The sequence below is a fragment of the Pseudomonadota bacterium genome (assembly GCA_030860485.1).
Taxonomy (GTDB): domain Bacteria; phylum Pseudomonadota; class Gammaproteobacteria; order JACCXJ01; family JACCXJ01; genus JACCXJ01.
In genome coordinates, this window is the sequence record JALZID010000061.1 from 1 (window position 1) to 4,906 (window position 4,906).

The following is a 4,906-nucleotide window of genomic DNA, read 5'->3' on the forward strand; positions in this document are numbered from 1 at the left end:
GTCGGCCACGACGCCCAGGCGTTGATGTGCCTCTACCCTGGCCCCGAGCGGGGTGAGCGTGCGCAGGATGCCGCTCTGCGGTGCCCGTACCCAGCCGCTCGAGCGGCCCTCCAGAGGTTCGATGCGGCGCTCCCGGGTCCGCCGGGGCGGCAGCATCCGGAGATAGCGCATCACCGACAGGACGCCGTATACGCCGACCCGGATCGCGACCTCGTCGAAGCGCAGGGCCTCGCCGGCCTCGTAGACCACGATCGGGATCCCGCGGCGCGCCAGGGCTCGGCGGATCGAGCCGTCCACGAGCGCCGTGTTGATGAGCACCGGGGCGTCGAAGGCGCGTGCCATGCGGACCGTTTCCCGATCGTCGCTGGCCACGACGTCGAAGGGGCGCCCCGCGTCGTGGGCGACGGTAAAGAGCGCTTCGCCGCGAGTGAGATCGACCCTGCGCTGGTCGGCGTCGAGATGCACCGTAAAGGCGGTGTCGGTGTTGAGCACGAAGCGCGAACCGTCGCGGACGCCCGCCGACTGTTGCTCGCCCTTTGCCCGTCACCTAGGCTCGATCGCGATGGCCGAGTACCGAAGGCCCATGGCGGCGATACAGACCACCGCTTGCGCTTCGGGCCGCGCTCAGTCCTACATCGTTTTCACTATTGGCCCTACGGCCGCACGGACGACGCCGCGGGCCGAGACCTGCCATCCATTTCGCCCCGGGACGCCGGTCCCGAGGGCGACCGGTGTCGCGGTCGAGGGGTGGGGACGCCCTGCTTTTCTCTTTCGACTCCCGACCCGAATACCGCATAATGGCGCGGAGCCATTGCCAACCCGGGGGGGACACCATGACCGACAGCTTCCACGCCCGTACCACGCTGCGCCTCGGCGACGGCGATTACGAGGTCTACCGCCTCAAGGCACTCGAAGACCGCCTGCCGGTCGCGACCTTGCCCTATTCGCTCAAGATCCTCTTGGAGAACCTGTTGCGCCACGAGGACGGGGTGAACGTCATGGCCGAGGACATCGAGGCCCTCGCGACCTGGGATCCGAAGGCCGAGCCCTCCAAGGAGATCGCCTTCGTGCCGGCGCGGGTGCTCATGCAGGACTTCACCGGTGTGCCCGCGGTCGTGGACCTCGCGGCGATGCGCGAGGCCATGGAGCGCCTGGGCGGCGATCCCAAGCGCATCAATCCGCTCTCGCCCGCCGAGTTGGTCATCGACCACTCGGTGCAGGTGGATGTCTTCGGGAGCTCGGGGGCCATGGCCCGGAACGCCGCCATCGAGTTCGAGCGCAACGAGGAACGCTATGTATTCCTGCGCTGGGGCCAGCAGGCCTTTTCGAACTTCAAGGTCGTCCCGCCCGACACCGGCATCGTCCACCAGGTGAACCTGGAATTCCTGGCGCGCACCGTGTTCTCGAAGCAGAAAAACGGCATCGCAGAGGCCTATCCCGACACCGTGGTCGGGACCGACTCCCACACCACCATGATCAACGGCCTGGGCGTGCTCGGCTGGGGGGTGGGCGGCATCGAGGCCGAGGCAGCCATGCTCGGCCAGCCGATCTCGATGCTGATCCCCGAGGTCGTGGGCATGAAGCTCACCGGCCGCCTGCCGGAGGGCGCGACGGCCACGGACCTCGTCCTCACCGTGACCCATATGCTCCGCAAGCGCGGCGTGGTCGGCAAGTTTGTGGAGTTCTTCGGCGAGGGCTTGGAGCACCTGCCGCTCGCCGACCGCGCCACCCTCGCCAACATGGCCCCGGAGTATGGAGCGACCTGTGGGATCTTCCCCATCGACGGCGAGACCCTGACCTATCTGCGCCTCTCGGGCCGCAGCGCCGCGCAGGTGGCGCTGGTCGAGGCCTACGCCAAGGCGCAGGGCATGTGGCGCGAGCCGGGCGCCCCCGAGGCTCGCTACAGCGATGCGCTGGCACTCGACATGGGCACGGTCGAGCCCTCGCTCGCCGGCCCCAAGCGCCCCCAGGACCGCATCGCCTTGAAGGCTGCCAAGGGCGTGGTCGAGAAGGTCCTGCACGTCTACCAGGAAGAACGTTCGGGTGCGGCGAGCAAGGACCGCGACATGGACCGCTTCCTGACCGAGGGCGGCGGCACGGCGGTGGGCGGGGAGGAGGCCCATCACAACGGCGTAGAGATGATCGAGATCGACGGGCGCGATGTGGCGTTGAAGGACGGCGCCGTCGTGATCGCCGCCATCACCTCCTGCACCAACACCTCGAACCCGAGCGTCATGATCGGCGCCGGGCTCGTGGCCAAGAAAGCGCGCGAGCGCGGGCTTCGCGCACGACCCTGGGTCAAGACCAGCCTCGCCCCGGGCTCGCAGGTAGTGACCCGCTATCTCACGGAATCGGGGCTTCTGACGGTTCTCGAGGAGATGGGTTTCCACGTCGTGGGCTACGGCTGCACGACCTGCATCGGGAACTCCGGGCCGCTGCCCGAGGCGGTGAGCCACGGGATCGCGCGCGGTGGTCTCGCGGTGTGCTCCGTGCTCTCGGGCAACCGCAACTTCGAGGGCCGCGTCCACCCCGAGGTCAAGATGAACTTCCTGGCCTCCCCCCCGCTGGTCGTCGCCTACGCGATCGCGGGCACCATGGACATCGATCTCGATCGCGAGTCCCTGGGCTCCGATCGCTTCGGCATGCCGGTCTATCTCAAGGACATCTGGCCCACCCAGCGCGAGATCGCCGAGGTCCTGGCGCGTATCGATTCGGAGATGTTCGCATCGAGCTACCGCGATATCTATGCGGGCGATGGGCGCTGGGCGGAGATGCGGGTGCCCGAAGGCGATCTGTTCCTGTGGGACCCGGCGTCCACCTATGTGAAGAACCCGCCGTACTTCGACGGCATGGGGGCTAACCCGCCCGGCCTCAAGCCGATCGAGCGTGCCCGCGTCCTGGCGCTGCTGGGCGACTCGATCACCACCGACCACATCTCGCCCGCCGGCTCCATCAAGGTGGACAGCCCGGCGGGACGTTACCTGGTCGAGAGCGGCGTGGAGCCCAGGGACTTCAACTCCTATGGCGCGCGGCGCGGCAACCACGAGGTGATGATGCGCGGGACCTTCGCCAATATCCGCCTCAGGAACCTGCTTGTCCCCGGCACCGAGGGCGGCTACACCGCGCACCAGCCCTCGGGCGAAGAGCTCGCCATCTACGACGCGGCCATGCGCTACCAAGCGGAAGGCACGCCGCTCGTGATCCTGGCCGGCAAGGAATACGGCACCGGGTCCTCGCGCGACTGGGCCGCCAAGGGCACGCTCTTGCTCGGCGTCGGCGCCGTCATCGCCGAGAGCTTCGAGCGCATCCACCGCTCGAACCTGGTGGGCATGGGCGTCCTGCCCTTGACCTTCCAGAACGGGGAAAACGCCGCCAGTCACGGTCTCACCGGGCGCGAGCTGTACCGCATCGAGGGGCTTGCGAGTGGCGCCCGCGAAGTTACGGTGGTGGCCGAAGACGGGTCCGGCCAGGGCAAGCGCTTCACCGCGCGGGTGCGGGTCGATACCCCCAAGGAATGGGAGTACTACGAGCACGGCGGGATCCTGCCCTACGTGCTGCGCCAGCTGGCGGCTTGACCTAGCGACCTCTTGGAGGCCGGCGACTCGGCCCTCGGACCCTGGGCGCTCTTCGTCAGCGCCTTCGTCTCCGCAACGCTCGCCCCGGGCGGCTCGGAAGCGGTCCTTGCCTGGCTCGTGGCCCAGACCGCCCATGATCCGCTGTGGCTGCTCGTCATCGCCACGGCGGGAAATACGCTCGGCGCCGTGAGCACCTGGCTCCTGGGACGGCTCGCGGCGCTCGGCTATCCCCTCGAACGTTTCATGAAGGGCCGAAGCGAAAAGGCCCTGGCCCTCGTGCAGCGCTGGGGCGTTTGGTCTCTCCTTCTTTCCTGGCTCCCGGTAGTAGGCGACGGCCTGTGCCTGGCGGCCGGGTGGCTGCGATTCCCCTTCCTCGCATGCCTCGCGGCCATCACCGCGGGCAAGCTCCTGCGCTACGCGGCGGTGGTGTACGCCTTCCTGCCGTGAAGATCGCGTCGGCGCGATGTCGAGGCTGTGTCCGGGTCGTGACAGACGCCGGCCTGTCGATGGGTTCCGATTCTGAAATCGTGTCGTTACCGCCCAAGCCGAGATCGGGACCGACCGACGGTATTCCAAGGCGATCGCCCCGGGAGCGGCCGGCTTGGTCCAGCGAAACTCTAGCGAGCAGGCGACGTCAGTGCTACGATTATTCGCATGATTGATTGGTCATCGTGCCTCGCCGTCGAGCGGGATCCACGGCACGTCAGCGGCGCATGGGTATTCCGTGGGACTCGCGTGCCGGTAGCGGCACTCTTCGAAAACCTCGAAGATGGTGCGCAGATCGCGCAGTTTATCGAATGGTTTCCCGGCGTTACGCTTGATCAAGTCCGTGCGGTCCTCGACCACGCCGCGCGAAGCTCGCCTGAAACCGTATCTGCGTAAGTGCGGATTGTCTTAGGTACGCCTGTCCCGTTACGAGAGGCATTGTCATCGCACGAGGTGGTGATTGCCTATGAGCGCGGTTGGTCGAGTCTAGGGAATGGAGCGCTACTCGACGCAGCTGAACGGGATGGCTTCGATATGCTCGTCACGACCGACAAGAATTTGCGGTACCAGCAGAACCTCGGGTCGCGCCGAATAGCCATCGTTGTCTTGACTTCAACTAGTTGGCCGCGCATCAAGCGGCATGTCGCAGCGGTGGTTCGCGCCATCGATGAGGTTACAGTCGGGAGCTATGTCGAGATTCAGATCCCATTGAACGGTTAGGCATCTAGCATAAATAACTTGAACAATTATCGGGCTGGTGTGGGATGAATACTGTAGTTCCATTCGCCGTGGAATTCGTCTGGCGTGGGCTGGACCGTGGCCAATTCAGCATTGCTGACTTTGAT

At 66.6% G+C, this 4,906-nt stretch carries 4 protein-coding genes; 3 read left to right on the forward strand and 1 reads right to left on the reverse strand.

What is annotated here, in order from left to right; translation table 11 throughout:
• The coding region (locus M3461_03540) for a succinylglutamate desuccinylase/aspartoacylase family protein (protein MDQ3773499.1) at positions 1-492 on the reverse strand (492 nt) is incomplete at its 3' end.
• A 341-nt stretch (positions 493-833) separates the two neighbouring features.
• On the opposite strand from M3461_03540, the gene acnA reads away from it, so the two are divergent.
• The 3 genes from acnA to M3461_03555 all read left to right on the forward strand — a co-directional run bounded on the left by acnA (position 834) and on the right by M3461_03555 (position 4,457).
• The gene (acnA, locus tag M3461_03545; protein MDQ3773500.1) at positions 834-3,575 is read left to right on the forward strand and encodes an aconitate hydratase AcnA; all 2,742 of its coding nucleotides are present in this window, start codon (positions 834-836) and stop codon (positions 3,573-3,575) included.
• 12 nt (positions 3,576-3,587) lie between these two features.
• Entirely contained in the window at positions 3,588-4,022 is a 435-nt protein-coding gene (locus M3461_03550; GenBank protein MDQ3773501.1) for a DedA family protein, read from the forward strand.
• Positions 4,023-4,229: 207 nt separating this feature from the next.
• Complete coding sequence (locus M3461_03555; protein ID MDQ3773502.1) at positions 4,230-4,457, forward strand: DUF433 domain-containing protein; 228 nt, start codon at positions 4,230-4,232, stop codon at positions 4,455-4,457.
• The last annotated feature ends 449 nt before the right edge of the window (positions 4,458-4,906 follow it).